The organism is Enterobacter cloacae complex sp. P43RS (assembly GCF_014930585.1).
Classification (GTDB): domain Bacteria; phylum Pseudomonadota; class Gammaproteobacteria; order Enterobacterales; family Enterobacteriaceae; genus Enterobacter; species Enterobacter bugandensis.
On the sequence record NZ_JADBRJ010000001.1, the window covers coordinates 746,531 to 772,154 of the forward strand.

Annotated in this window: 17 protein-coding genes and 1 tRNA gene; 6 read left to right on the forward strand and 12 right to left on the reverse strand. The window is 58.1% G+C overall.

Annotated elements, in window-relative coordinates; translation table 11 throughout:
• Positions 1-92: 92 nt before the first annotated feature.
• The 3 genes from galU to rssA all read right to left on the reverse strand — a co-directional run bounded on the left by galU (position 93) and on the right by rssA (position 3,209).
• Positions 93-1,001, reverse strand: coding sequence for a UTP--glucose-1-phosphate uridylyltransferase GalU (galU, locus tag IM294_RS03585; RefSeq protein ID WP_028013435.1), 909 nt, complete (start codon positions 999-1,001; stop codon positions 93-95).
• A 200-nt stretch (positions 1,002-1,201) separates the two neighbouring features.
• Positions 1,202-2,215 (reverse strand): two-component system response regulator RssB, encoded by a 1,014-nt coding sequence (gene rssB, locus IM294_RS03590; RefSeq protein ID WP_028013436.1) that lies wholly within the window; start codon positions 2,213-2,215, stop codon positions 1,202-1,204.
• 91 nt (positions 2,216-2,306) lie between these two features.
• Positions 2,307-3,209: a patatin-like phospholipase RssA gene (gene rssA, locus IM294_RS03595; protein WP_028013437.1), complete on the reverse strand. Its 903-nt coding sequence runs from the start codon at positions 3,207-3,209 to the stop codon at positions 2,307-2,309.
• Between the two features lie 114 nt (positions 3,210-3,323).
• On the opposite strand from rssA, the gene IM294_RS03600 reads away from it, so the two are divergent.
• The 3 genes from IM294_RS03600 to IM294_RS03610 all read left to right on the forward strand — a co-directional run bounded on the left by IM294_RS03600 (position 3,324) and on the right by IM294_RS03610 (position 4,914).
• Positions 3,324-3,782 carry a YchJ family protein gene (locus tag IM294_RS03600; protein ID WP_041909602.1) on the forward strand — a complete coding sequence of 153 codons (459 nt, stop codon included), beginning with the start codon at positions 3,324-3,326 and terminating at the stop codon, positions 3,780-3,782.
• A gap of 46 nt (positions 3,783-3,828) precedes the next feature.
• Positions 3,829-4,671, forward strand: coding sequence for a formyltetrahydrofolate deformylase (gene purU, locus IM294_RS03605; RefSeq protein WP_028013439.1), 843 nt, complete (start codon positions 3,829-3,831; stop codon positions 4,669-4,671).
• A gap of 158 nt (positions 4,672-4,829) precedes the next feature.
• A tRNA-Tyr gene (locus IM294_RS03610) sits at positions 4,830-4,914 on the forward strand.
• A gap of 100 nt (positions 4,915-5,014) precedes the next feature.
• On the opposite strand, the gene IM294_RS03615 is transcribed toward IM294_RS03610, so the two are convergent.
• The gene (locus tag IM294_RS03615; RefSeq protein WP_041909598.1) at positions 5,015-5,458 is read right to left on the reverse strand and encodes an Lrp/AsnC family transcriptional regulator; all 444 of its coding nucleotides are present in this window, start codon (positions 5,456-5,458) and stop codon (positions 5,015-5,017) included.
• A gap of 107 nt (positions 5,459-5,565) precedes the next feature.
• On the opposite strand from IM294_RS03615, the gene IM294_RS03620 reads away from it, so the two are divergent.
• Entirely contained in the window at positions 5,566-6,462 is an 897-nt protein-coding gene (locus IM294_RS03620; RefSeq protein ID WP_063942346.1) for a DMT family transporter, read from the forward strand.
• On the opposite strand, the gene narI is transcribed toward IM294_RS03620, so the two are convergent.
• The 5 genes from narI to IM294_RS03645 all read right to left on the reverse strand — a co-directional run bounded on the left by narI (position 6,459) and on the right by IM294_RS03645 (position 14,898).
• Positions 6,459-7,136, reverse strand: coding sequence for a respiratory nitrate reductase subunit gamma (gene narI, locus IM294_RS03625; RefSeq protein WP_126818559.1), 678 nt, complete (start codon positions 7,134-7,136; stop codon positions 6,459-6,461). The two genes, IM294_RS03620 and narI, sit on opposite strands and share 4 nt — an antisense overlap.
• Positions 7,136-7,846: a nitrate reductase molybdenum cofactor assembly chaperone gene (gene narJ / locus IM294_RS03630; RefSeq protein WP_126818560.1), complete on the reverse strand. Its 711-nt coding sequence runs from the start codon at positions 7,844-7,846 to the stop codon at positions 7,136-7,138. The genes narI and narJ overlap by 1 nt, the downstream gene beginning before the upstream one ends.
• Positions 7,843-9,378, reverse strand: a complete 1,536-nt coding sequence (narH, locus tag IM294_RS03635) for a nitrate reductase subunit beta (protein ID WP_028013444.1) — start codon at positions 9,376-9,378, stop codon at positions 7,843-7,845. Before narH ends, narJ begins: the two co-directional genes overlap by 4 nt.
• The gene (locus IM294_RS03640) at positions 9,375-13,118 is read right to left on the reverse strand and encodes a nitrate reductase subunit alpha (protein ID WP_126345830.1); all 3,744 of its coding nucleotides are present in this window, start codon (positions 13,116-13,118) and stop codon (positions 9,375-9,377) included. Before IM294_RS03640 ends, narH begins: the two co-directional genes overlap by 4 nt.
• Positions 13,119-13,500: 382 nt before the next feature.
• Positions 13,501-14,898 (reverse strand): NarK family nitrate/nitrite MFS transporter, encoded by a 1,398-nt coding sequence (locus IM294_RS03645; protein WP_126818561.1) that lies wholly within the window; start codon positions 14,896-14,898, stop codon positions 13,501-13,503.
• Positions 14,899-15,207: 309 nt separating this feature from the next.
• Between IM294_RS03645 and narX the strand changes: the two genes are divergently transcribed.
• Both narX and narL read left to right on the forward strand, forming a co-directional pair.
• The gene (narX, locus tag IM294_RS03650; RefSeq protein ID WP_032644884.1) at positions 15,208-17,004 is read left to right on the forward strand and encodes a nitrate/nitrite two-component system sensor histidine kinase NarX; all 1,797 of its coding nucleotides are present in this window, start codon (positions 15,208-15,210) and stop codon (positions 17,002-17,004) included.
• On the forward strand, positions 16,997-17,647 hold the full coding sequence (narL, locus tag IM294_RS03655; RefSeq protein ID WP_003856701.1) for a two-component system response regulator NarL: 651 nt from the start codon (positions 16,997-16,999) through the stop codon (positions 17,645-17,647). The genes narX and narL overlap by 8 nt, the downstream gene beginning before the upstream one ends.
• Before the next feature lie 3 nt (positions 17,648-17,650).
• On the opposite strand, the gene IM294_RS03660 is transcribed toward narL, so the two are convergent.
• The 3 genes from IM294_RS03660 to nirB all read right to left on the reverse strand — a co-directional run bounded on the left by IM294_RS03660 (position 17,651) and on the right by nirB (position 25,614).
• On the reverse strand, positions 17,651-19,057 hold the full coding sequence (locus IM294_RS03660) for a YchO/YchP family invasin (RefSeq protein WP_059354254.1): 1,407 nt from the start codon (positions 19,055-19,057) through the stop codon (positions 17,651-17,653).
• 75 nt (positions 19,058-19,132) lie between these two features.
• A complete protein-coding gene (locus IM294_RS03665; protein WP_126818562.1) occupies positions 19,133-21,631 on the reverse strand; it encodes a nitrate reductase in 2,499 nt (832 codons plus the stop codon).
• A complete protein-coding gene (gene nirB, locus IM294_RS03670) occupies positions 21,628-25,614 on the reverse strand; it encodes a nitrite reductase large subunit NirB (RefSeq protein WP_126818563.1) in 3,987 nt (1,328 codons plus the stop codon). The genes IM294_RS03665 and nirB overlap by 4 nt, the downstream gene beginning before the upstream one ends.
• Positions 25,615-25,624: the final 10 nt, after the last annotated feature.

Here is a 25,624-nt window from a genome sequence, read left to right on the forward strand (position 1 = left end):
GTTTCGCTTACAAACAGGCTGATCATGGCGTTTTATGGGCATAAAAAAACCGGTGGGCAGCGCCACACCGGTTTCATAGATTTACGCCTGGATTATTTCTTAATACCCATACTCTCTTTGAGCCAGCCTTTAAATTCTTCACCCAGCGTATTATGGCGAATGCCGTATTCAACGAACGCCTGCATATAACCGAGCTTATTACCGCAGTCATGGCTCTTACCTTTCATGTGGTAAGCCTCAACGGTCTCTTTCTCGATCAGCATATCAATGGCATCCGTCAGTTGGATTTCATCCCCTGCTCCTGGAGGCGTTTTCGCCAGCAGAGGCCAGATTTCAGCACTCAGGACATAGCGACCCACCACTGCAAGATTAGACGGCGCTACGTCGGCTTTAGGCTTCTCTACGACACCAACCATTGGCACGCTTTCGCCTGGCTCAAGGTTCACGCCCTTGCAGTCAACCACACCGTAAGCGGTCACGTCTTCAACTGGCTCAACCATAATCTGGCTGCAGCCCGTTTCGTCAAAGCGGTGGATCATCTCAGCCAGGTTGTCCTGGGAAAGATCGGATTCGTATTCATCCAGAATCACGTCAGGCAGAATAACCGCGACGGGCTCATCACCCACAACCGGGTGTGCACACATAACCGCGTGGCCCAGACCTTTAGCCAGCCCCTGACGAACCTGCATAATGGTGACGTGCGGAGGGCAAATAGACTGAACTTCTTCTAACAGCTGACGCTTAACGCGTTTTTCCAGCATGGCTTCGAGTTCAAAACTTGTATCGAAGTGGTTTTCGATAGAGTTTTTAGATGAATGCGTAACCAGCACAATTTCAGTAATGCCGGCCGCGATACACTCATTAACGACATACTGGATTAATGGCTTATCAACCAGAGGCAGCATCTCTTTAGGAATCGCCTTAGTTGCTGGTAACATCCTGGTCCCCAATCCCGCTACCGGGATGACGGCCTTTCTGACTTTCGAATTTAGGGCAGCCATTCAAATTCTCCTGAGCTGTTCAAGTTTTGAACTTTTATGCAATAAATAACGCGTTGAGTATATCAGCCTCGCCCCGCAGTCCGGGTCTGAAAAGAACGCGTTGCCGATGAATTAGGACAAATACGCATGAATCTGGGCAGCGATAGTAGCACTCCCGAGAAAACACAGGTAAAGCAATCTTAAAATTAAGATCCAATTGCTTATTCCGTGGACAACATTAAGCGAAGCCTTCCCCCGGCACCCCAAATTTGGCACTGCCAGGAAGAACAGCGATGGCTAATTTGATTTAGATACGCCGTTCCCAGTGTTCCAAGCGGCACCCCGTTACTCACCTGAATATGGTGTTCCCCGGTATTCAGTGACGCGTTGAGACCTGCAGAAACGAGGATAAGATTCTTTAAACCGCTATGGTAATAACCAACCAGCAGCGGGAACTGTCCGGGTAAATTGGCCTGACGAAAAAGCTGGTTTACCTGTTTGAGTAAACTGCCTAACTCAGGGAGCCGTTGTCCCTGATGTGATAACTGTTCCTGCAATAATCCATTAAAGAGCGCGCGAAGTAACAATGCAGCTAATACGCCATTATCCCCTGCACGGGTTACGTCCAGAGAATAAAATGCGAGGTCGGAATCAGACAGAGGTGCAATATCCAGCACCAGCCCAGGCTGATCGGCCGCCACCAGCTGGCGATAGTTTACGCGGCAGTGGGAAATAGTTTGCTGAACGGGAGGCTGAAGTTCTTGCAACAATTTCGCCGCCGCTGGCGGATTACTCACCAGCGCGTCCCAGTCCTGAAAAAGGCGTTCCTCTTCCTCAACGCGGGAATTAAACATATTTGGATAAAGGCACGCTAATACCGTTTCACGTAACCGGTTCAGATCTTTGACGGGTTTCAGCAAAATATCCTGAACGCCAAGACGTAATGCTTTGGCAATATCCGCCATATTTTCTGTCGCGGAGATCACCAGAATGGGCATCTGGTCCCCCTCGTTGCGCAGATGTTCAACCAGTTTCAGCCCATTCATTCGCGGCATCGCGATGTCGCAAATCATCAGATCGGGCGTAATACCGGTCATTTTTTCCAGCGCGTCGACACCATCTTCAGCCAGTAAAGTGTTTGCTCCCAGCGAGGATAACCACGAATCCAGTAGCGATCGGAAAACGGGCTCGTCTTCAACAATCAAAATGTGTTTTCCGGCCAATGGCTGCGTCATGGTTCCTCCCCTGGCTGACAGTTACTAAATAGTGGCATGCTATCGGCACTATCGCCTGTCAGATTTTGCTGAAGTAGTCAAAAAAAGGTGCTTAACGTGCTGTTCGCACAAACGGCAGCAACTCGTCTATTTTCTTTTCGACGGCTAGCGAGCCCGCTGCGATGGCGGCCTCAGCCCGATGGAAATCAAGGGTAGAGATTTGCGGACAGTAAGGCTGAATAAGAATATCCGGAGGATCGCCAGCCATACGGTTACGTTTAAGGCGATTCTCAAGAACCTGAATTGAGGTGGTCATGATCTCCATGGCCGTCGGTGCGGCAACCGAGCGTCGTGCGGCCAGGCGACCAATTCTTCCGCGCAGGCGTTCATGCCAGGCAAGCTTTTCGACGTCGGCATCTTCGCTCTGCAGATTGACCGGCATAAGATCTTGCTGCATCAGATGAGCGTCGTGCTGCAAATCAACGGCGATGACGATGTCCGCCCCCATGGCGCGCGTCAGAGAGATGGGAACCGGGTTCACGACACCACCATCGACAAGCCAGTAACCGTTATGGGGCACGGGCGCCATAAGCCCAGGAATACTGCATGAAGCACGCACCGCAAGGTGAATATCCCCTTCGGTCAGCCAGAGTTCACGGCCTGTGCTGAGATTAGTTGCGACGGCACCGAAAGGCATCCGGCAGTCAGTAAAGTCTTCGAGAGGCATCACCCGGCGGAACTGGTTAAAGACGCGTTCACCGCGCAACAGCCCACCGCGCTGCCAGGAGAGATCCATCAGACGCAGCACGTCCCAATAGCTGAAGGAGCGCACCCAGGTTTCGAGATCCGGAAGCTTGCCGCACGCGTAGGCGGAGCCGACAAGCGATCCGATTGAACATCCTGCTACGATATCAACGTCAACGCCCATCTTGTTTAAGGCATTAATCACGCCGATATGAGACCATCCCCGGGCTGCACCTGATCCCAGCGCCAGTCCAATTTTAACCTTTCTCATTAGCCCTGTTTTACTTCCCCTGGATTCCTGACATAGCGTCAACGCAACTGCTCAGTTAACATAGTGCTACCCGAGGCGTTTTACGCCCTTATTTTTTGTTCCAGGAAGAGAATCGTGTCTCAACTCTGCCCCTGTGGTAGCGCTCTGGAGTATAGCCTATGTTGCCAGCGATATCTTTCTGGCAATCAGGTTGCACCGGATCCGTCACACCTCATGCGTTCACGGTATACTGCTTTTGTGATCAAAGACGCAGACTACCTGATAAAAACCTGGCACCCGTCCTGCCACGCCGCCGATTTCCGACAGGAGATCGAAGCCGGGTTCGCCAACACCCACTGGCTTGGGCTTACCGTGTTTGAATCTTCACCCGGTAGCCACCACGACGAAGGCTTTGTCAGCTTTGTTGCCCGTTTTACCGAGAACGCCAGGCCTGGCGCCATTATCGAGCGTTCCCGGTTCTTAAAGGAAAGCGGGCAGTGGTATTATATTGACGGTACGCGCCCACAGTTTGGTCGTAACGATACCTGCCCTTGTGGTTCAGGAAAAAAATTCAAAAAGTGTTGCGGGCAGTAACGCCTGACAACCCAGACTTCGCAAATACAAACAGGATTTCCCGGCGATGCAATCATTACAACGTAAAGTTCTGCGCACTATCTGTCCCGATCAAAAAGGGCTGATCGCACGAATCACCAATATTTGCTACAAGCATGAACTGAATATCGTGCAGAACAACGAGTTCGTTGACCACCGTACCGGTCGCTTCTTCATGCGTACCGAACTGGAAGGCATTTTCAACGACACCACCCTGCTGGCCGATCTGGACAGCGCGCTGCCGGACGGTTCCGTGCGTGAGCTGAATCCTGCGGGCCGTCGTCGCATTGTGATTCTGGTGACGAAAGAAGCTCACTGCCTGGGCGATCTGTTGATGAAGGCCAATTACGGCGGCCTGGACGTAGAAATTGCCGCTGTTATTGGCAACCACGAAACCCTGCGCACGCTGGTTGAACGTTTTGATATTCCGTTTGAGCTGGTAAGCCATGAAGGCCATACCCGTGAAGAGCACGACAACCTGATGGCTGCTGCCATTGAAGCGCATAACCCGGACTACGTGGTGCTGGCGAAATATATGCGCGTGCTGACGCCTTCCTTCGTCGCCCGCTTCCCGAACAAGATTATCAACATTCACCACTCGTTCCTGCCGGCCTTTATTGGCGCGCGGCCTTATCACCAGGCGTACGAGCGCGGCGTGAAGATCATCGGCGCAACCGCGCACTACGTGAATGACAATCTGGACGAAGGTCCCATCATCATGCAGGACGTGATTCACGTGGATCACACCTACACCGCAGAAGATATGATGCGCGCCGGACGTGACGTTGAGAAGAACGTGTTGAGTCGTGCCCTGTATCAGGTGCTGGCGCAGCGTGTCTTTGTCTACGGTAACAGAACCATCATTCTTTAATCTTTCGGAAAATGAATTGATTAGCTTTGCGCCTTTACGGATAAAAAGCAGGCAAACAGCTTCTTTTCCCTAAAGGAATGCTTTACAGGGGCGTATCATTTGATATGATGCGCCCCGCTTCCAGCAGGAAGCAGGCCAGTAAAAAAGCATTACCCCGTGGTGGGGTTCCCGAGCGGCCAAAGGGAGCAGACTGTAAATCTGCCGTCATCGACTTCGAAGGTTCGAATCCTTCCCCCACCACCATCACTTCCAGCAAAATCCCAAGTCATATTAAAACCAAACACTCAACCGAATCCGCCTCTGTAGGCCTGGTAAGGCGCATCCGCCACCCGGCGACAGACGACTACATTGGCGGCAAACGACGCTTCACCGGCGAACTTTTCACAATCGACGTATTACATTGTGCATGCTCCGCCAGCCCGTCCAGCAGCGCATCCAGTTGTTCTATCGATCGCACCACCAGCCTAATCACAAAGCAGTCTTCCCCGGTCACCTTGTCGCTCTCAATACACTCCGGCATCGCCTGAATGTACTTATCCACCTTATGCAACAGCCCCGGCAAAGGCCGCACGCGTACCAGCGCCTGCAGCGTATACCCCAGCGCCGCGAGATTCACACGTGCGCCATACCCCTGAATCACACCGCGCTCCTCCAGCCGCTTCAGACGCTCTGCCGTGCTGGGTGAGGTCAGGCCAATGCGGCCGCTCAGCACCTTCAACGACATGCGCGCATCCTCAACCAGGCAGGCTAAAATTTGCCGATCGATATCATCAATAAGGTATTCCACTCGTTTCACCTAATTTAAAAAAGCTGTTAATACCTTCAACCTTATCTCACCCCTGTAAAACCCAACAGCGATTTTCGACAATAGCGTTATTAATCAGGAGGTGAATGATGCGTGATTTACATAAAGGCGTCTGGCAGATGAGTCTGGCGATGTTAATTTCCGGCTCTATCGGCGCGTTTGTTTTGCTCAGCGGTCTGCCGGTGACGGAAGTGGTGTTCTGGCGCTGCCTTATTGGGGCAATAGCGCTTTTCATTTTTATCCGGGTAAGTCAAAAGCCCTTTAGCCCCCTCACCCGCACCACGCTGCTGCTGGCGATTCTCGGCGGTGTGGCATTAGTGGTGAACTGGCTGCTGCTCTTCGCAGCCTATGAGCGGATCTCTATTGGTCTTTCGACCGTGGTCTATAACACCCAGCCGTTTATGCTGGTCCTGATGGGGATGTTTTTAGGCGAGCGCGTCAGCGTGGTGAAATGGGGCTGGCTGTTCCTCGCCTTCGGCGGCGTGGTGATACTGCTCTCCAGCGAGCTGACCGGCACCCACGACACTGAATGGCTGGCGGGTATTGGTCTGGCAATGGCCGCGGCCTTCTTCTACGCGCTGACGGCAATCATTGCGCGCAAACTGAAAACAATCGCACCGCAGCATATTGCCTTTATTCAGGTGCTGACGGGCGTCGTGATGCTTCTGCCGTTTGCCAGCCGGCCGTCATTTTCCGGTGATTTTCCCTGGCCGATCCTGCTGACGCTCGGCATCGTCCATACCGGCATTATGTACCAGCTGCTCTACAGCGCGATTCAGAAGCTACCTACCCCCATTACCGGCTCCCTGTCGTTTATCTATCCGGTGGTGGCGATCGTTGTCGATAACCTGGTATTCGGACACTCGCTGAACCTGACGCAGCTGGCGGGCGGCGCGCTGATCCTGTTTGCTGCAGCGGGCAACAACCTGGGCTGGGGCGAAAAAAAACCCCGCGAATGCGGGGTTGGTATCAAGACGCTGAATTAGCGACGGGCACGCACAATCTGGTATTTGCGCGTCAGGTACTCAACCGGCGCGCTCCAGATGTGCACCAGACGGGAGAACGGGAACAGCACAAACAGCGTCATCCCCAGCACAAGGTGAACGCGGAAGATAAACGCCACGCCGTCCAGGTGCTCAGACGCTCCGCCGTGGAAGGTCACGACGGACTGCGCCCACCCCACCAGCTTCATCATTTCACTGCCGTCCATATGCTGCGCAGAGAATGGAATAGTCAGCAGACCCAGCGCGCACTGCACCATCAGCAGGGAGAGGATCAGGATGTCCGCTGTAGTGGTGGTTGCACGCACGCGCGGGCTGAACAGACGACGTTTCAGCAGCAGCAGGCCACCCACCAGGGTCATCACGCCGCAAGCACCGCCGGCGATCATCGCCATCTTCTGCTTCACTTCAATCGGCAGCCACGCTTCGTACATCCAGTGCGGCGTCAGCATCCCAAGGAAGTGACCGGCAAAAATCCCCAAAATACCGATGTGGAACAGGTTAGACGCGACGTGCATCCCTTTGCGATCCAGCATCTGGCTGGAGGCAGCACGCCAGGTGTACTGGCCGTAGTCATAGCGCAGCCAGCTTCCCACCAGGAACACGGTGCCCGCGATATACGGGTAAATGTCAAAGAAGAACATATTCAGGAAGTGCATTAGTGCCGTCCTCCGTTAGAGATATTCAAATATTGCGGGGCAACCGCGCCGGCAAAACGACGCTGGTGAGCGGAGATTTCAGACTCGCCGCAGTTCTGGTCAGCAAAGAATTTCACCTGCTCTTCTTCCCAGACCGCATCCAGCGCTTGCGGGGTATCGTCCCGGGCTTCATCCGCGATTTTCTCCGCCACTTTTTCACTGTCTACAGAGGCGTTCGCCAGCTTCACCAGCAGATCGAACAGCACCGCATAGCGGCTCTCGCGCTGCTGTAGACGCGCGCCGAGCAGCGCAAGAATCGGGGCGATATCCTGCAGACCGCCCAGCGCATCTTCTTTCGGCAGCTGCGCCAGATACTCCAGGTACAGCGGCAGATGATCCGGCAGCTCGCGGCTGTCGAGCTGCAGGCCGTGCTGCTCGTACTGGGCCATCAGGTCCACCATCGCCTGACCTCGGTCGCGGGATTCACCGTGAACGTGCTCAAACAGCAGCAGAGACGTCGCACGACCACGGTCAAACAGCTGGCTGTAGTCCGCCTGCGCGTCGAGCAGATCGCGCGCCAGCAGATCGCGGAGGAAAACGCCCAGCTTTTGGGCATCCTCTTTATCCAGGTTTTCAGATGACGCGAGTGCATCAAAGAGTTCCTGTTGATGCTGCGCAAGCGCAGCATCCGGGTACTCGAGCAGACGCGAAACAATGATGAGTTCAATCATTGGTGCGGCTCCGTTTTGCTGGTCACATCCATGGCGTCGATGCGGCGGCTGTTGAACAGGTTGAATTTACTGTCTGACCCGTGGCAACCGTCGCCAAAGGTAAAGCCACACCCGCTTTTCTCCGGGAAGGCCTCGCGGGCCAGCTCGCGGTGGCTGCTTGGCACCACGAAACGATCTTCGTAGTTAGCGATTGCCAGATAGCGGTACATCTCCTGCGCCTGCGCTTCGGTCAGGCCGACCTCTTCCAGCGCGCGGGTATCGTTCACGCCGTCAACGGTTTCCGCACGTTTGAAGTGGCGCATCGCCAGCATACGTTTCAGCGCCAGCAGTACCGGCTGGGTGTCCCCTGCGGTCAGCAGGTTTGCCAGGTACTGAACCGGGATACGCAGGCTTTCCACGTCCGGCAGAATGCCGTTGCTGCCCAGCTCGCCCGCGTCCGCCGCAGACTGAATCGGAGACAGCGGCGGCACGTACCAGACCATCGGCAGGGTGCGGTATTCCGGGTGCAGCGGCAGAGCCAGCTTCCAGTCCATCGCCATTTTGTACACCGGCGACTGCTGCGCGGCGTCAATCACGCTCTGTGGAATGCCGTCTTTCAGCGCCTGCTCAATCACCTTCGGATCGTTCGGATCGAGGAAGACGTCCAGTTGACGCTGATAGAGATCTTTCTCATTCTCGGTGCTTGCGGCATTCTCAATCGCGTCCGCGTCGTACAGCAGCACGCCGAGGTAACGAATACGACCTACGCAGCTCTCGGAGCAGACGGTCGGCATACCGGCTTCGATACGCGGGTAGCAGAAGATGCACTTCTCAGACTTACCGCTCTTCCAGTTGAAGTAGATTTTTTTGTACGGACAGCCGGTGATGCACATGCGCCAGCCGCGGCACTTGTCCTGGTCGATCAGCACGATGCCGTCTTCTTCACGCTTGTAGATAGCGCCGCTCGGGCAGGTCGCGACGCACGCCGGGTTCAGGCAGTGTTCGCACAGGCGCGGCAGATACATCATGAAGGTGTTTTCGAACTGGCCGTACATCGCCTTCTGCATGTTCTCGAAGTTCTGGTCTTTGGCGCGCTTTTCGAACTCGCCGCCCAGAATTTCTTCCCAGTTTGGACCGCTGGTAATTTTGTCCATGCGCTGACCAGTGATCAGCGAGCGAGGGCGGGCGATCGGCTGGTGTTTGCTTTCCGGCGCGTTGTGCAGGTTCTGGTAGTCGTAATCAAACGGCTCGTAATAATCCTCAATCCCCGGCAGGTGCGGGTTAGCGAAGATTTTACCCAGCAGCATTGCGCGGTTACCCATGCGCGGCTGCAGCTTGCCGTTGATTTTGCGGATCCAGCCGCCCTTCCACTTCTCCTGGTTTTCCCAGTCGGTCGGGAAGCCGGTGCCCGGCTTACTTTCCACGTTGTTGAACCAGGCGTACTCCATACCTTCGCGGCTGGTCCAGACGTTTTTACAGGTCACTGAACAGGTGTGGCAGCCGATGCACTTATCCAGATTCAGCACCATGCCGACTTGTGAACGAATTTTCATTTTACGCTCTCCTGTACCTGGTCATTACCTTCGCCGTCTAACCAGTTAATATTCTTCATCTTACGTACCACCACGAACTCATCGCGGTTCGATCCTACGGTGCCGTAGTAGTTAAAGCCGTAGGCCAGCTGCGCATAGCCACCGATCATGTGGGTCGGCTTCGGCGTAATACGGGTCACGGAGTTGTGAATACCGCCGCGCTGCTCGGTGATCTCTGAACCCGGCAGGTTCACGATACGTTCCTGCGCGTGGTACATCATGGTCATCCCGGCCGGCACGCGCTGGCTCACCACCGCACGCGCCGTCAGGGCGCCGTTGCTGTTGAACACTTCAATCCAGTCGTTATCTTCGATACCCAGATCTTTGGCGTCCGCTTCGCTCATCCAGACAATCGGACCACCGCGCGACAGGGTCAGCATCAGCAGGTTGTCGCTGTAGGTGGAGTGGATACCCCACTTCTGGTGCGGCGTCAGGAAGTTCAGCGCCTTCTCAGGGTTACCGTTCGATTTCGCGCCCATCACCGCTTTCACGGAGCGGGTGTCGATTGGCGGACGGTACACCAGCAGGCTTTCACCGAAGTCGCGCATCCACTGGTGGTCCTGATACAGTGACTGACGACCAGAAAGCGTGCGCCATGGGATCAGCTCGTGAACGTTGGTATAACCAGCGTTATAGGACACGTGCTCATCTTCAAGTCCTGACCAGGTCGGGCTGGAGATAATCTTGCGCGGCTGGGCCTGGATATCGCGGAAGCGGATTTTCTCTTCCTCTTTATTCTTCGCCAGATGCGTGTGGTCGCGACCGGTAAATTCACTCAGGGCCGCCCACGCTTTCACCGCCACGTGGCCGTTGGTTTCCGGTGCCAGGGTCAGGATCATCTCCGCCGCATCAATTGCCGTGTTGAGCATTGGCTGGCCTTTGGCCGGGCCGTCTGCTTTGGTGTAATTGAGCTTGCGCAGCAGGTCCATTTCGCTCTGGGTGTTCCAGGCGATGCCTTTGCCGCCGTTACCGATTTTCTCCATCAGCGGGCCGATGGAGGTAAAGCGCTCGTAGGTTGCCGGGTAATCACGTTCAACCGGAATGATGTGAGGCGCGGTCACGCCCGGGATCAGGTCGCATTCGCCTTTTTTCCAGTCCTTCACGTCAAGCGGCTGCGCCAGTTCGGCAGCGGAGTCGTGCTGGATTGGCAGCGTCACCACGTCGGTCTCTTTGCCCAGGTGACCTACGCAGACTTCGGAGAATTTCTTCGCGATGTCTTTGTAAATATCCCAGTCGCTTTTCGATTCCCACGCTGGGTCAACGGCGGCAGACAGAGGATGAATAAACGGATGCATATCCGAGGTATTCATGTCGTCTTTTTCGTACCAGGTGGCGGTTGGCAGCACGATATCGGAGTACAGGCAGGTGCTGGACAGACGGAAGTCCAGCGTCACCACCAGATCCAGCTTGCCGTCCAGACCATTGTCTTTCCATTCCACTTCTTCTGGCTTCACGCCGCCCTGCTTGCCGAGGTCTTTACCCTGAATACCGTTCTCGGTGCCCAGCAGGTATTTCAGCATGTACTCGTGGCCTTTACCGGACGAGCCCAGCAGGTTGGAGCGCCAGATGAACAGGTTGCGCGGATGGTTTTTGCCGTTCTCAGGCTGTTCTGCCGCGAAGCGGATGGAGCCTTCCTTGAGCGATTTCACGGTGTAATCCACCGGCGACATTCCCGCTTGCTTCGCCTCTTGTGCAATGCGCAGCGGGTTAGTGCCCAACTGCGGCGCAGACGGCAGCCAGCCCATGCGTTCAGCGCGCACGTTGAAATCAATCAGGTGGCCGCTGTAGCGGGATTTATCCGCCATCGGCGACAGCAGTTCCTGCGCGGTAACCGTCTCGTAGCGCCACTGGCTGGAGTGGTTATAGAAGTAGGAGGTGCTGTTCATGTGACGTGCCGGACGCTGCCAGTCAAGGGCAAACGCCAGCGGCTGCCAGCCGGTCTGCGGACGCAGTTTTTCCTGGCCCACGTAGTGCGCCCAGCCGCCGCCGCTCTGCCCGACGCAGCCGCAGAAGATCAGCATGTTGATCAGGCCGCGATAGTTCATATCGAGGTGATACCAGTGGTTCAGACCGGCACCCACGATGATCATCGAGCGACCGTGGGTCTTGTCGGCGTTTTCCGCAAACTCGCGGGCGATACGAACGATCTGCGCGCGCGGTACGCCGGTGATCTGCTCCGCCCAGGCCGGGGTGTAGGCCTTCACGTCGTCATAGCTGGTTGCGCAGTTTTCGTCGTTCAGACCGCGCTCCAGGCCGTAGTTCGCCATGGTCAGGTCATAGACGGTGGTAACCAGCGCGGTAGAACCGTCGGCCAGCTGCAGGCGCTTAACCGGCAGCTTGTGCATCAGCACGTTTTTCAGTTCAACCTTGTTGAAGTGCTCGGAACCTTCACCGCCAAAGTACGGGAAGCCAACCTCGGCGATCTCGTCCTGGCTGCCCAGCATGCTGAGGCGCAGCTCCGTCTCTTCACCGGTGGTGCTGTTGCGCTGCTCAAGGTTCCACTTGCCCTTCTCGCCCCAGCGGAAGCCGATAGAGCCGTTTGGCGCCACCAGCTCACCGTTGCTGTTATAGGCAACGGTTTTCCACTCAGGGTTGTTTTCCTGGCCCAGAGCGTCCACCAGATCGGCGGCGCGCAGCGTGCGGCCCGCGGCATAGTAGCCCTCACGCTCTTCCAGCATCACCAGCATCGGCATGTCGGTGTAGCGACGCACGTAGTCGGTGAAGTACTGGCTCGGTTTGTCGAGGTGGAATTCGCGCAGCATGACGTGGCCCATCGCCATCGCCATCGCGGCATCGGTACCCTGTTTCGGTGCCAGCCACAGGTCGCACAGCTTGGCGATTTCCGCGTAGTCCGGGGTGACCGCAACGGTTTTTGTCCCTTTGTAGCGGACTTCGGTAAAGAAGTGCGCGTCCGGGGTACGGGTCTGCGGCACGTTAGAGCCCCAGGCGATAATGTAGCTGGAGTTGTACCAGTCGGCGGATTCCGGCACGTCGGTCTGCTCACCCCAGGTCTGCGGTGACGCTGGCGGCAGGTCACAGTACCAGTCGTAGAAGCTCAGGCAGGTCCCGCCGATAAGCGACAGGTAGCGCGCGCCGGAAGCGTAAGAGACCATCGACATCGCCGGGATTGGCGAGAAGCCCGCCACGCGGTCAGGACCGTAGGTTTTTACGGTATAGACGTTGGAGGCGGCAATCAGCTCGTTCACCTCTTTCCAGGAAGAACGAACGAAACCACCGCGACCGCGCGCCTGCTTGAAGCTTTTCGCTTTGTCGGCATCTTCAATGATAGAGGCCCACGCATCAACCGGGTCGCTGTGCTGCACTTTCGCTTCACGCCACATTTTCATCAGGCGTTTGCGCATCAGCGGGTATTTCAGACGGTTGGCGCTATAGAGATACCAGGAGTAGCTGGCCCCGCGCGGGCAGCCGCGCGGTTCATGGTTCGGCATATCCGGACGGGTGCGCGGATAGTCGGTCTGCTGCATTTCCCAGGTCACCAGACCGTTTTTAACGAAAATCTTCCAGCTACATGAGCCAGTGCAGTTTACGCCGTGGGTAGAACGGACGACTTTGTCATGCTGCCAGCGCTGGCGGTAACCGTCTTCCCAGTCCCGGTTGGTATCCAGAACCTGGCCGTGCCCATCGGCAAAAGTTTCACCCTTCTGTTTGAAGTAGCGAAACCGGTCCAAAAATTTGCTCATCGGGTATCTCCTGTATGGAGCCTGTGGCTCTCTAAATCGACATTGCTGATTTGCAGCGAAGGTAACGCCCTGAAAGAGGGGGAGAATTGATAACGATCAAGACGAAGAGGGACTGTAAAAGGAGGGGTTAGACCAAATACCACCAAAGCGGTATATTTTTAAAACGAATAAATAAATGATTTATAAAGATATTTATTATTCATCGTACAATAACCCCGGCAAAATTTAACATCTCAGGTATTAAGGGGTAGACATCCCTGCAAGGCGATGGCGATCACAGTGTTACCCGCAGATGACTGCGGTAAAAGCTTTTAGTATGTTGTAACTATTATTCAGTCGAAAAAAAACGCGGCCCGAAGGCCGCGTTAACGGATAATCACACTTACTTATTTTTCTTGGTATTACGGCCATATACCAGCCACGTAATCACGACGCAGGCGATATAGAAGACGAGGAAGACTTTCATGGCGCCAGCCGGAGAGCCGGTCAGGTCAAGCGAGATGCCGAATGCTTTCGGAATAAAGAAGCCGCCAATTGCGCCAATAGCCGAGATAAAGCCCAGGGCCGCAGCCGTATCCGTCGCCGCTTCACGCATGGCCTGCTCTTCGCTTCCGCCCTGCGCTTTCACGCGATCCATCGTCAGCTTGCGGAAGATCACGGAGATCATCTGGAAGGTGGAAGCACTCCCCAACCCGGCCGTCAGGAACAGCACCATAAACACGCCGAAGAAGGCAAAGAAGTTACCGCCCTGCCCGTCAGAAGGCAGCGTCAGGAACAGCAGCGCGCAGAAGACTGCCATCACAATAAAGTTCACCAGCGTAACGCGAGTCCCGCCCAGACGGTCGGAGATCATGCCGCCCAGTGAACGCGCCAGTGCGCCAATGAACGGACCGAAGAAGGCGAATTGCAGGATCTGCACGTCCGGGAACTGGGTTTTCGACAGCATGGCAAAGCCCGCTGAGAAGCCGATAAACGAACCGAAGGTAGCCAGATACAGCAGCGCCATCACCCACAGGTGTCCACGTTTCAGCACCGGAAGCTGCTCGCTCAGGGATGCTTTCGACGCGCTCAGATCGTTCATAAAGAACCACGCAGCGAGGGTGAACACCACCAGGAACGGAACCCAAATCCAGGCCGCGTTCTGCAGGTAGAGGGAAGAACCATCCGCCTGCTCAACGCCGCCGCCACCGAAGGCGGCAAAAATAGAAACAGAGATCGCCAGCGGCGCAATCAACTGCATCACGCTTACGCCCATGTTGCCCAAACCGCCGTTAATACCCAGCGCGCCGCCCTGCTTCGCTTTCGGGAAGAAGAAGCTGATGTTCGCCATGCTGGAGGCGAAGTTAGCGCCGGCGAAACCGCACAGCAGGGAGATAATCACGAACACGCTGAACGGCGTGGAGGTATCCTGCACCGCGAAACCTAGCCACACGCAAGGGACGATCATGATGCCCGTACTGAACGCCGTCCAGCGACGTCCACCGAATACCGGGACCATAAACGCGTAAGGGACACGCAGCAGCGCGCCAGACAGCGACGGCAATGCGGTAAGCATAAACAGCTGATCGGTCGTGAACGTAAACCCTACTTTCGGCAGGTTTACCGCGACCGCGCTAAACAACATCCATACGCAAAACGCTAAAAGCAGACACGGAACGGAAATCCACAGATTCCGGCTTGCTATACGATGGCCGCACTGTTGCCAGAACGCCGGATCCTCTGGACGCCAGTCTGTAATAACGGCACCATTTTCCCTTTCGGGAGCGGATGAGTGACTCATAGACACCTCTGATTCTCGAATGATGCTGCAAACATTAGGGTTTTAGGGCGGCGGTAAGTTGATATAAATCAAAGGAAAAGTGCGGGGATTTGCGGCGCAAAAAAAGGGGTTATCCTTAGTGAGTAGGATAATTCGGTAAAAAAGACGTGGTTTTTCACTGCACTGAAGGTTCCTTGCTACCACCGCTTCTTCACCTATACTCCGTTGGCAATTTAGGGGTAATCCTTTATTGGTATGGGTATACTCCAGGGTATGCACCAGAATAGCGCCATTCCTGCAAGCAGGCCACGTCAGGAGCCCGGCAACTCTATGTTAAAAAGATGTTTATCACCGCTGACTCTCGTCAATCAGCTAGCCCTGATTGTTTTGCTGTCTACCGCCCTTGGCGTGGCCGGCATGGCGATTTCCGGCTGGCTGGTACAAGGGGTACAGGGTAATGCACATGCCATCAACGAGGCAGGTTCTCTACGCATGCAGAGTTATCGTCTGCTGGCGTCGGTCCCCCTGACGCAGGACGATCGGCCCTTAATTGATGAAATGGAGCGCACGGCCTTCAGCCCCGAACTGGAAAACGCCGCCATCCGCGCCGGCCAGCAGTCCCAGCTGAAAGCCCTGCAGGGCTACTGGCACACCCAGCTGGAACCCGGTCTGAAACAGGCACGCAGCACCGAAACCGTTGCGCAGGACGTAGCGGGTTTCGTCTCCCGCATTGACGCGCTGGTCTCCTCTTTCGACCAAACCACCGAATTACGCATCGACCGGGTGGTAATGGTACACCGTGCCATGGCGCTGTTTATGGGCCTGCTGCTGATCTTCACCATTATCTGGCTCCGGGCGCGGCTGCTGAATCCCTGGAAACAGCTGCTGGCGATGGCGCGCGCCGTAACGAACAGAGATTTTACCCAGCGCACGCACATCAGCGGCCGCAACGAGATGGCCATGCTCGGCCAGGCGCTGAACACCATGTCGGCGGAGCTCTCCGAAAGCTACGCGGTGCTGGAACAACGCGTGCAGGAAAAAACCGCCGGGCTGGAGCAGAAAAATGAGATCCTCTCCTTCCTGTGGCAAGCCAACCGTCGGCTGCACATGCAGGTGCCGCTATGTGAACGCCTTTCGCCGGTGCTGAACGGCCTGCAAAATCTGACCCTGCTGCATGACCTGGAGCTGCGGGTTTACGATGTGGAAGATGAAGATAATCATCAGGAGTTTACCTGTCAGTCCGACATGTCCTGCGATGATAAAGGCTGTCACCTGTGCCCGCGCGGCCTGCCGCTGCAGGCTTCTGGCGGCACTACCCTGAAGTGGCGGCTGACGGACAGCCACACCCAGTACGGTATTCTGCTGGCCACCCTGCCAGCCGGACGTCATCTGAGCCACGACCAGCAGCAGCTGGTGGACACCCTGGTTGAACAGCTAACGGCCACGCTGGCGCTCGACAGGCACCAGGAAAAACAGCAGCAGCTGATCGTCATGGAAGAGCGCGCGACCATCGCCCGCGAGCTCCACGACTCTATCGCCCAGTCGCTCTCCTGTATGAAAATGCAGGTGAGCTGCCTGCAGATGCAGGACGCGGAAATGCCGGAAAGCAACAAACAGCTGCTGAGCCAGATCCGCAACGAGCTGAACACCTCCTGGGTACAGCTGCGCGAGCTGCTGACCACCTTCCGCCTGCAGCTGACCGAGCCGGGGCTGCGCCCGGCGCTGGAATCCAGCTGCCAGGAATTTAGCGCCCGGCTTGGCTTCCCGGTGAAGCTGGATTACCAGCTGCCGCCGCGGTTTGTCCCTTCCCATCAGGCGATTCATCTGCTGCAGATCGCCCGCGAAGCGCTGAGCAACGTGCTCAAACACGCTGAAGCAACGGCGGTTACGGTTACCGTCAGCCAGCACGCTAATCAGGTCAGGCTGACGGTTCACGACAACGGTCGCGGCGTGCCGGAAAATGCCGAACGCACTAACCACTATGGTTTAATCATTATGCGAGACCGCGCCCAAAGCCTGCGCGGTGATTGCCAGGTTCGACGGAGAGAGACGGGTGGCACGGAAGTTGTGGTCACCTTTATTCCCGAAAAACCGCTTACAACTGCTCAAGGAGAAACCCATGACTAATCAGGAACCGGCATCCATCCTGTTGATCGACGACCATCCGATGCTGCGTACTGGCGTAAAACAGCTGGTCAGCATGGCACCCGACATTACCGTGGTTGGCGAAGCCAGCAACGGTGAACAGGGTATTGAGCTGGCCGAATCCCTCGATCCGGATCTGATCCTGCTCGATCTCAACATGCCCGGCATGAACGGTCTGGAAACCCTCGACAAGTTACGCGAGAAATCCCTTTCCGGTCGCGTGGTGGTCTTTAGCGTCTCCAACCACGAAGAGGATGTGGTCACGGCGCTGAAGCGCGGCGCGGATGGCTATCTGCTGAAGGATATGGAGCCGGAAGACCTGCTCAAGGCGCTGCAGCAGGCCGCCGCAGGCGAGATGGTGCTGAGCGAGGCCCTGACGCCGGTGCTGGCCGCCAGCCTGCGGGCGAACCGCGCCACCTCTGACCGCGACGTCAGCCAGTTAACGCCGCGCGAACGCGATATTCTGAAGCTGATTGCCCAGGGCCTGCCGAACAAAATGATCGCCCGCCGCCTGGATATCACCGAAAGCACGGTTAAAGTGCACGTGAAGCATATGCTCAAGAAAATGAAGCTAAAATCCCGCGTTGAAGCCGCGGTGTGGGTCCATCAGGAACGTATTTTTTAAGCATTACTCATCCGGCAGCAGCTTCCAGCGCGGGTCGTCGTCAGGTAATGCGACCAGCGGCTGCACCACAGCGAGCGTGATCTCATTGGATGAGACGCGCTGGCCCTTCGCATCTTCCACCACCGCCGAGAGATGCCAGCGGTTTGTCGCCCCTTCAGCGTCATTCCAGGCAGGCATGATCACGCTCCAGCCGTCGGTGCTGTCACTTTTCCCCGGGGACGTCAGGCTCAATGCCTGGGTATCACCCTGCCAGTGGATCTGACGAATACCGTGAGTGCTGCGAACCTGCAGCTTCAGCATGACGGTTTCGCCCCCTTTGAGATCCCACGGCGGGGTTGCCAGCCAGACGGAGAGCGTTTTACGCTGGCGGAACTCCATCACCGGCAGGCTGTTACGCTCCGGCGAGTCATAGCGGCTTCCGCGCAGGGATCGCGTGGCCGCAACCTCTCCGGCGGAGAGCTGCTTAACCAGCGGCACACCGAAGCGATAGTTGAGCTTCAGCCCGAGGTTATTCTGGCTCTCTCCGCTTTCGCCCTGCTTATGCCCGGCGGTCAGCGTCACCAGCGGCACGGGGGTATAGTTAAGCCCGAGATTGACCGCCACCGGGTTGTGATACCCGGTTCCGCTGTTGAAGAGGTCAACGTTGTCGCCAAAATATTGCTCAAAGCTGACGCTGGTGTTCAGGTGATGAAACCACGGCAGCCAGGCTTTGGCGGTCACGTCATATCCCCGCGCCATGCGCTGCTCCTGGACGTCAGAGCTGTCGCGCCAGCCGGCAAAAGGCTGATAATAGTTAGCCGACAGGCGCAGATTTTCTCCCCACACCTCCGCACCCAGCCCGGCACGCTGCAGGTTCTCATCCAGCAGGTTGTCGTAAAAGGTGTTGTAGCCCAGCAGCCATTTTCCGGCCACCCAGCGCTGGCCGATTCCGGCGTTACTGACCAGGCCATCCGTCTGCTGCGTCAGGCCGAGCTGGCTCCAGCTCAGGTAACGGTTGTTATCGTTCCAGGGGATAAACCAGCTCCCGCTGCTGCCGTTGAATTTCCCGTCGTTATCCACCAGCAAATTGACGCTGGCGTTCCCCCAGGGCGACAGCCAGGATTCAATCTGCTGGTTCACCTCGCCGCTCACCGCGTCGCGCACCTGACCAAAGGCAAACTGCCGCGCCTGCTCGCCCGTAGTCAGGCCGTTGTCGGTCATACTGGCTTCACCAAAGGCTTTCGCCATTTCGGCGAGATGCTTTTCCCCCTCCCCGGTGGGGGCTGCCATACCGAGATCGGGGAGATTATCCCCGTTATTATCAAAGGGATTTTGTGCCTGCTGGATAAAGGAATTCGGCGCACCGTGAACGGCTCCGGCAGTAACAAGGGAGAGTAAAACCAGCGTTCGGAAAGGGGGAGAAACAGTCATCAATGTCGTAAGAATTACCCGGTGCTTACGTAAGAACACCAGGTACCTTAACGTGATTTCTCCCTCTTTGCAGCTTTACGGGGAATTTTCCGGAATTTCCTGAAACATTGTTTTGAGCTCAGGCACGCACGAACCGCAGTTCGTGCCGCACCGTAGCGTCGCCCCCAGCGCGGTAACGGAACCGCAGCCTCCGGCAATCGCCTCCCGTATCGCGTTTTCTCCAACGCTGAAACAGCTGCAGATGATGCGCCCCGGATCTGTAACCTTCCCCACGCCCTGCCCGTTCAGCAGCGCATGGCGTTCTGCGGGAGTCGAGGGTGGTGACTGAAAAGCGGCTTCTATCACCGGGTGCGCCAGATCGGGCAAGGCGGTGCCTTCCCAGAAACCCAGCATCAGATGGCCGTTATGCCAGGCCAGCACGCTGCTGCGTTCCCCGGTTTGCGCAACCTGCAGCTGCCAGCCCCGGCCGCTGGCATAGTCCATGACCCACGACAGCAGCGGCTTTTCACCCGCTATCGTCATTCGCGAGGCTTTACGCCACCAGTGAACCGAAGAGGGGATTTCCGGCCATTCCCGGGCATAGAGCTCCCCCTGCCAGGCGGGCTGCCAGGGCATGATTCTGACGGCGGTTTGCTTACTCTCCGGCTGCCCGGAAGCCGGATCGATGCGCCCTTCCACCAGCGCGTTAACCTTTCCCTGGCGGGCAAACTCAGCGTTCCAGTGCATCGGGGCAAACGCTTCGCCTTCCCGTATTCCGTCGCTGATTCGTACTCTGGCCACCATCACGCCGCGCGGCGAGCCGATCCGCGCCAGCTGGCCGTCGCATAGTGAAAACCGAATGGCGTCTGCGGCGCAGACCTCAACAAACGGCTCCGCGATATGCTGCATCAGCCGGGGCACGTATCCCGTACGGGTCATGGTGTGCCACTGGTCGCGGATACGGCCAGTGTTGAGGATCGCCGGGTATAGCGCGGTAGCCGTCGCGCCGTGCGGCAGCGGATCGACAGGCACTACGTTTCGGCGCGATAAATTCCCCGTCGGCCACTGGTACGGCTCAAGCGTCTCCCACGCTTCACGGGTTAACCCCGCCAGTTCCTGAAGGTTCAACGCCCGCGCGCCGTCATTTTCAAACGCCGTCAGCGCCGCATGTTCGCAAAAAATCTCCTGCGGATGTTGCCAGGCAAAGGCCTCGCCGTAGCCCAGCCGTTTTGCAATCTGAGCCACGATCCACCAGTCCGGCTTCGCCTCACCCGGCGCGGGCAGAAACGCGCGCTGGCGCGAAATGCGCCGCTCGGAATTGGTCACCGTGCCGTCCTTCTCCCCCCAGCCCAGCGCCGGAAAACGGATATGGGCGAACCGGCTGGTGTCGGTATCTTTCATCACCTCAGAGACAATCACCAGCGGACAGGCCGCCAGCGCCTGACACACCGCGTGGCTGTCCGGCAGCGACACGGCAGGATTGGTGCCCATGATCCACACCGCCTTCACCTCGCCGCGGGCGATGGCGTCAAACAGTTCCACCGCCATCAGCCCCGGCGTCTGCGCCAGCCGTTCCGTTCCCCAGAAACGCGCCACCCGCGAAAGATCGTCCGGCTCGAAGCTCATATGCGCCGCCAGCTGGTTCGCCAGCCCGCCTACTTCCCGGCCGCCCATGGCGTTTGGCTGTCCGGTCAGCGAAAACGGGCCGCAGCCCGGACGGTTGAACTTCCCGCTGGCAAGATGCACGTTAATGATGGCGCTGCACTTGTCGCTGCCGCTGGAGGACTGGTTGATCCCCATGGTGTAGAGCGTAATGGCGCGAGGCACGGTAACAAACCAGTCGTAAAAGGTACCAATATCCTCTGCCGGAAGGTCGCAAAACGCCGCCACGCGGGCAATCGGCCACTCATCGGTGCCCTGGATCAGATTGAGCAACCCCACAAACAGCCCGGCGTCGCTGCCGGGTTTAAGCGCCAGATGCAGGTCGGCAATATCGCAGGTAGCGGTTTTACGCGGGTCAATCACCACCACCTTCATCTGCGGATTGATGTGCTTTGCCTGCACCAGGCGCTGATAGAGCACCGGATGCGTCCAGGCCGCGTTCGAGCCTGCCAGCACCACCAGATCGCTATTTTCCACATCCTCGTAGCTGCACGGCACCACGTCTTCGCCAAAGGCGCGCCTGTAGCCCACCACCGCCGAGGACATGCAGAGCCGGGAGTTGGTATCGATGTTCGCCGCGCCGATAAACCCTTTCATCAGCTTGTTGGCGGCATAGTAGTCCTCGGTTAACAGCTGGCCGGAGGCATAAAACGCCACCGCCCGTGGCCCCCATGTGTCGATGATCTCCCGCAGTCGCTCGCCCGCCGCGTTCAGCGCCTGGGACCAGTCCACCTCAAGTCCATCGACAACGGGGTACAGCAATCGCCCCTGCAAGCCCGTCGTCTCCCCCAGGGCCGATCCTTTCACGCACAGGCGGCCAAAGTTTGCAGGGTGGGTGTCGTCCCCCCGAACGCTGACCGCTCCATCCTCCACGCTGGCGATCACGCCGCAGCCGACCCCGCAGTAGGGGCACGTTGTCCTGGTTTCCGTCATGAGGCCTCCGCGCGCATCACCAGCTCTTCGTTGCCGACCCACACCTTGCCATTTTCAATTTTGACCGGCCAGGCGCGCACCGCGGGTTCGCCACTCTCCACCTGACAGCCGTCGCGCAGGCGAATGCGCTGCTTGTAGAGCGGAGAAATAACCACCGGTTCGCCCGCCGCATCGCCGAGGATGCCGCGTGACAGCACATTCGCACTGCTGCCCGGCTCCAGGTCGTCCAGGGCATAAACAGTTTGACCAAAGCGGAACAGCGCGATCGGTTTACGGCCAAGACGCGCGCCAATGCCCGCCTGCTCCGGGATATCGTCAATGCCGCAGATTTCCTGCCAGCGCTTGCTTTCGTCCGACGGCGCGACGTTCACCGCGGTGCGGAACAGCGCCAGGCGGTCAGGATCGTTGAGCGTGGTTTGCCATTCGCACTGGTACGTCTCGACTACCCGGGCCATCTCCTGCTCCAGCTCGTGGGCGATGCCGAGACTGTCGTTGAGGATCACCTCACGCAGATAGTCGAGGCCGCCCTCCAGGTTGTCCATCCAGGTACTGGTGCGCTGCAGGCGATCCGCCGTGCGGATGTAGAACATCAGGAAACGGTCGACGGTGCGGATCAGCGTTTCGTCATCCAGATCGCTGGCGAAGAGATCCGCATGGCGAGGCTTCATCCCGCCGTTGCCGCACAGATAGAGGTTCCAGCCTTTGTCCGTGGCAATCACCCCCACGTCCTTGCTCTGCGCCTCCGCGCACTCGCGGGTGCAGCCGGAAACGGCCATTTTGATTTTGTGCGGGGCGCGCAGGCCCTTGTAGCGGTGCTCCAGCCTGACTGCGAGACCAGTGGAATCCTGCACGCCGTAGCGGCACCAGGTCGACCCGACGCAGGATTTCACCGTGCGCAGGGATTTCCCGTAAGCGTGCCCGGTTTCAAACCCGGCCTCCACCAGCGCCTGCCAGATCTCCGGCAGCTGTTCCAGGGTGGCGCCAAACAGGTCGATACGCTGCCCACCGGTGATTTTGCTGTACAGGCCGTAGCGTTTCGCAATCTGGCCGATGGCGATCAGCCCGTCGGCGGTCACTTCTCCTGCGGGCATGCGCGGCACGATGGAATACGTCCCGTCCTTCTGGATATTGGCGAAGTATCGGTCGTTGGTATCCTGCAACGACAGGTGCGCCGGTTTGAGCAGATACTCATTCCAGCAGGAGGCCAGCACGGACCCCACCAGCGGCTTACAGATCTCGCACCCGTGGCCCTGACCGTAACGGCTGATAAGCTGGTCGAAGGTGCGGATATGGTTGACGCGAACCAGGTGGTAAATCTCCTGGCGCGAGTACGGAAAGTGTTCGCAGATGTCCTTTTTCACCTCCACGCCCTGCTCGGCAAGCTGGAACTCCATCACCTGCTTCACCAGCGCGCTGCAGCCCCCGCAGCCGGTCGCCGCTTTGGTGCACTGCTTAACGGCGCCGATATCCGCTGCGCCCGCGCTCACCGCCCGGCAGATATCGCCTTTGCTGACGTTATGACACGAACAGATCTGTGCGCTTTCCGGCAGCGCCGCCACGCCCAGCGCTTTTGGCGCGCTGCCTGACAACGTGGGTAGTATCAGCGTTTCCGGCTCTTTCGGCAGGCTGATGCCGTTAAGCATCATCTGCACCAGCGTGGCGTATTCGCTGGCATCGCCCACCAGCACGCCGCCGAGCAGCGTTTTTCCGTCGTGGCTGACCACGATTTTCTTGTAGATTTGCTGCGGGCCGTGCGTCCACTGGTAGCTTAGCGCCCCCGGCGTGCGCCCTTGAGCATCGCCAAACGACGCCACGTCCACGCCGAGCAGCTTGAGCTTAGTGCTCATATCTGCCCCGGTGAAGGTTTTATCTTCGCCCGCGAGCGCGGCGGCGGCCACGCGCGCCATCTGGTAGCCCGGCGCCACCAGCCCAAAGATTTTCCCCTCCCACAGGGCGCATTCACCGATGGCAAGCACGTTCGAATCGGAGGTCCGGCAGGCGTCATCAATGCAGATCCCGCCGCGCTCGCCGACAGCCAGCCCGCTGCTGCGCGCCAGCGCGTCCTGAGGACGAATACCGGCAGAGAAGACCACCATGTCCGTTTCCAGCTGTTCACCGTCGGCGAAGCGCAGCACCAGCCCGTCGTCCGTCGCAGCAATTTCCGTGGTGGCCTTACTGGTGTGAACGCCAACGCCCAGCGCCTCGATTTTCCTGCGCAGCATCGCCGCGCCGTCATTATCAAGCTGCACCGCCATCAGATTGGGCGCAAACTCCACCACGTGCGTTTCCAGCCCGAGTTGCTTGAGGGCATTCGCCGCCTCCAGCCCAAGCAGGCCGCCGCCAATCACCACGCCACGACGCGAGCCCGCCGCGTGGGCCGCTATGTTGTCCAGGTCGTCAAGGGTGCGGTAGACAAAGCAGCCCGGCAGATCGTTGCCCGGCACCGGCGGTACGAACGGATATGAGCCGGTCGCCAGCACCAGCTTGTCCCAGTGGGTCTCATGCCCGCTGGCGGTACGCACCACGCGCGCGTCGCGATCGATAGCGACGATCTGCTGCGAGAGGCGCAGCTCAATGCCGTTATCGGCAAAGAACTCCCCCTCCACCAGCGAGAGCGACGCCGCGCTTCGGCCGCCAAAGTATTCCGACAGATGCACGCGGTCATAGGCGGCATAGCGCTCCTCACCAAAGACAACGATCTGATACTGCTGATGCAGATTGCGGTTAACGCAGTCTTCGAGAAAATGATGGCCGACCATACCGTGCCCAACCACCACCAGAGTAGGTTTTGTCATAGCGTTCTGTCCTGCAACCTGCGGTTGCGTAGTGAAACGATCGAACAGCCAGTCCGCGCGTGCGGGCGCAGCCGTTGCCAGTAAATCGGTAAATGTTGCCGCGCTGCGGCAGTCGCCCATCAGCAGCACGCCAGCCAGCGCACCCTGATGGATCAGTAACCGACGATAGTGACGGGTTAGCGGATCCCAGGAACTCCAGACCACGTCGTCCTCCTGCACCGTCGCGCGCCCGAGGCTGAACAGCTCCACGCCCGTCACCTTGAGGCGCACGCCGTTGTCGGTGAGGGCAAACGGCGCGGCTGTGTCACCCGCCAGCCGCGCGGCGAGAATATCCGCCTGCGTCATACAGGGCGCGACCAGGCCAAAGGTCTGGCCGTCAATTTCGCAGCACTCGCCAATGGCGTAGACGTCCGGTGCGGAGGTCCGCATCTGGCTATCCACCACGATGCCGCGCGCGCAGCGAACACCGCTGGCCTGCGCCAGTGCGACGTTGGGCTGCACGCCTGTCGCCAGCACCACGCGCGCGGCGGCGACGCGGCGTCCGTTGAACAGCGTCACGCTATTCCCGTTAATCGCCGCGATGCCGGAGGCGAGTTCAGAGCGCACGCCCCGCGCCGCCAGCGCCTCTTCAAGCAGTACGCCCGCCTGCTGGTCCAGCTGCTGCTCCATCAGCCACGGGCCGCGATGAACGAGCGTGACGTTGTCACCTGAACGAGCCAGCGCTGCCGCCGTCTCTACGCCGAGCACGCCGCCCCCCAGCACCACCGCCGGACCGGCGATCGCCTGAATGGCGCGGGTATCCTCCAGGGTACGGAACGTGAAGACGTGCGGCGCATCGCCCCCAGGAATCGGCGGCACAAACGGCGTTGACCCGGTGGCAAATACCAGCGCATCCCAGCCCAGCGTGCGGGCGGTGGTTTGCACTTCCCGCGCGTCCACGTTCACGGCGAGTGCCTTTTCGCCCCGCAGCACCGTCACGCCGCGCTCCTGGTACCAGTGGTCATCCTGAAGGCAGATGCCCGCAGCCGTTTTTTCCCCTCCCAGCACCGGCGAAAGCTGGATGCGGTTATAGGCATGCTCCGGCTCGTCACCGATGACGGTGATAGCGAACCGACCGGAAGCTCGCCCGGTGAGCGAAGCAATCAGCCGGGTTGCCGCCATGCCATTCCCGATAATGACCAGTCGCATCAGCGCCCCC

Bases quoted from the DNA above. Each gene is read 5' to 3' on its own strand.
- galU (WP_028013435.1), bottom strand. From the start codon at position 1,001: ATGGCTGCCCTAAATTCGAAAGTCAGAAAGGCCGTCATCCCGGTAGCG.
- rssB (WP_028013436.1), bottom strand. From the start codon at position 2,215: ATGACGCAGCCATTGGCCGGAAAACACATTTTGATTGTTGAAGACGAG.
- rssA (WP_028013437.1), bottom strand. From the start codon at position 3,209: ATGAGAAAGGTTAAAATTGGACTGGCGCTGGGATCAGGTGCAGCCCGG.
- purU (WP_028013439.1), top strand. From the start codon at position 3,829: ATGCAATCATTACAACGTAAAGTTCTGCGCACTATCTGTCCCGATCAA.
- IM294_RS03620 (WP_063942346.1), top strand. From the start codon at position 5,566: ATGCGTGATTTACATAAAGGCGTCTGGCAGATGAGTCTGGCGATGTTA.
- narI (WP_126818559.1), bottom strand. From the start codon at position 7,136: ATGCACTTCCTGAATATGTTCTTCTTTGACATTTACCCGTATATCGCG.
- narJ (WP_126818560.1), bottom strand. From the start codon at position 7,846: ATGATTGAACTCATCATTGTTTCGCGTCTGCTCGAGTACCCGGATGCT.
- narH (WP_028013444.1), bottom strand. From the start codon at position 9,378: ATGAAAATTCGTTCACAAGTCGGCATGGTGCTGAATCTGGATAAGTGC.
- IM294_RS03640 (WP_126345830.1), bottom strand. From the start codon at position 13,118: ATGAGCAAATTTTTGGACCGGTTTCGCTACTTCAAACAGAAGGGTGAA.
- IM294_RS03645 (WP_126818561.1), bottom strand. From the start codon at position 14,898: ATGAGTCACTCATCCGCTCCCGAAAGGGAAAATGGTGCCGTTATTACA.
- narX (WP_032644884.1), top strand. From the start codon at position 15,208: ATGTTAAAAAGATGTTTATCACCGCTGACTCTCGTCAATCAGCTAGCC.
- narL (WP_003856701.1), top strand. From the start codon at position 16,997: ATGACTAATCAGGAACCGGCATCCATCCTGTTGATCGACGACCATCCG.
- IM294_RS03660 (WP_059354254.1), bottom strand. From the start codon at position 19,057: ATGACTGTTTCTCCCCCTTTCCGAACGCTGGTTTTACTCTCCCTTGTT.
- IM294_RS03665 (WP_126818562.1), bottom strand. From the start codon at position 21,631: ATGACGGAAACCAGGACAACGTGCCCCTACTGCGGGGTCGGCTGCGGC.
- nirB (WP_126818563.1), bottom strand. From the start codon at position 25,614: ATGCGACTGGTCATTATCGGGAATGGCATGGCGGCAACCCGGCTGATT.